Raw genomic sequence first — 1,224 nt, forward strand, 5'->3', positions numbered from 1 at the left:
TCATTCGACTCGATTTCTAAGGAAACTCTGAAAAAGACTTTCTGATTTGGCAAAATACCGCGACCCCACCCACCGAGTTTCCCGATGAAGCAGATGACCTTCGCCGACGCCGAGTACGCTGGCAAGCGCAAGCAAACCCGCAAGGAGTTGTTCCTGATCGAGATGGATCGGGTGGTGCCGTGGAAGGGCTTGATTGCTTTGATCGAGCCACATTATCCGAAAGGTGAAGGTGGCCGTCCGGCCTACCCGTTGATGGCGATGCTGCGTGTGCATCTGCTGCAGAACTGGTTCGGCTACAGCGATCCAGCGATGGAGGAAGCGCTGTACGAAACCACGATCCTGCGCCAGTTTGCCGGGCTGAACCTGGAGCGCATCCCCGACGAAACCACCATTCTCAACTTCCGCCGCTTGCTGGAGAAACACGAGCTGGCGGCCGGCATCCTCGCTGTCATCAATGGCTATCTGGGCGACCGCGGCCTGTCGCTGCGCCAGGGCACCATCGTCGATGCAACGCTGATCAATGCGCCCAGTTCGACCAAGAACAAGGACGGCAAGCGCGACCCGGAAATGCACCAGACCAAGAAGGGAAACCAGTATTATTTTGGCATGAAGGCCCACATCGGCGCCGATGACGAATCGGGTCTGGTGCACAGCGTAGTGGGCACGGCGGCCAATGTGGCGGATGTCACCCAGGTGGACAAATTGCTGCATGGCGACGAAAACGTGGTCTGCGCCGATGCAGGCTACACCGGTGTCGAAAAGCGGCCCGAGCATGAAGGACGTGAAGTTATCTGGCAGGTGGCGGCACGCCGCAGCACCTACAAAAAACTCGATAAGCGCAGCGTGCTGTACAAAGCCAAGCGCAAGATTGAAAAGGCCAAGGCTCAGGTGCGCGCCAAGGTCGAGCATCCGTTCCGGGTAATCAAGCGCCAGTTCGGTTACACCAAGGTGCGCTTTCGCGGCTTGGCCAAAAACACGGCGCAACTGGTGACACTGTTCGCTCTGTCGAACCTGTGGATGGCGCGCCGACATTTACTGACGAATGCAGGAGAGGTGCGCCTGTAATGCGGGAAATGGCCACCGGAGTGGGGTCCGGGTGGCGAAAACGTAAGAAATACTCGTCGAATTGATTGTTTTTTGATCATTTGGCGAGTTTAAAAGTTGCGCTAGGTGGTATGCCGGGGAAATACATGGCTACTTCAGACCATCCCTAACCGTACTGCC

Annotated in this window: 1 protein-coding gene; it reads left to right on the forward strand. The window is 56.9% G+C overall.

The features are described from left to right. The first annotated feature begins 84 nt into the window (after positions 1–84). Positions 85–1,065: an IS5-like element IS1384 family transposase gene (locus E3D03_RS20815; RefSeq protein WP_010466230.1), complete on the forward strand. Its 981-nt coding sequence runs from the start codon at positions 85–87 to the stop codon at positions 1,063–1,065. Positions 1,066–1,224 lie beyond the last annotated feature (159 nt).

Origin of the sequence: Paracoccus sp. DMF, assembly GCF_004407025.1 — a bacterium.
In the GTDB taxonomy this organism is placed as follows: domain Bacteria; phylum Pseudomonadota; class Alphaproteobacteria; order Rhodobacterales; family Rhodobacteraceae; genus Paracoccus; species Paracoccus aminovorans_B.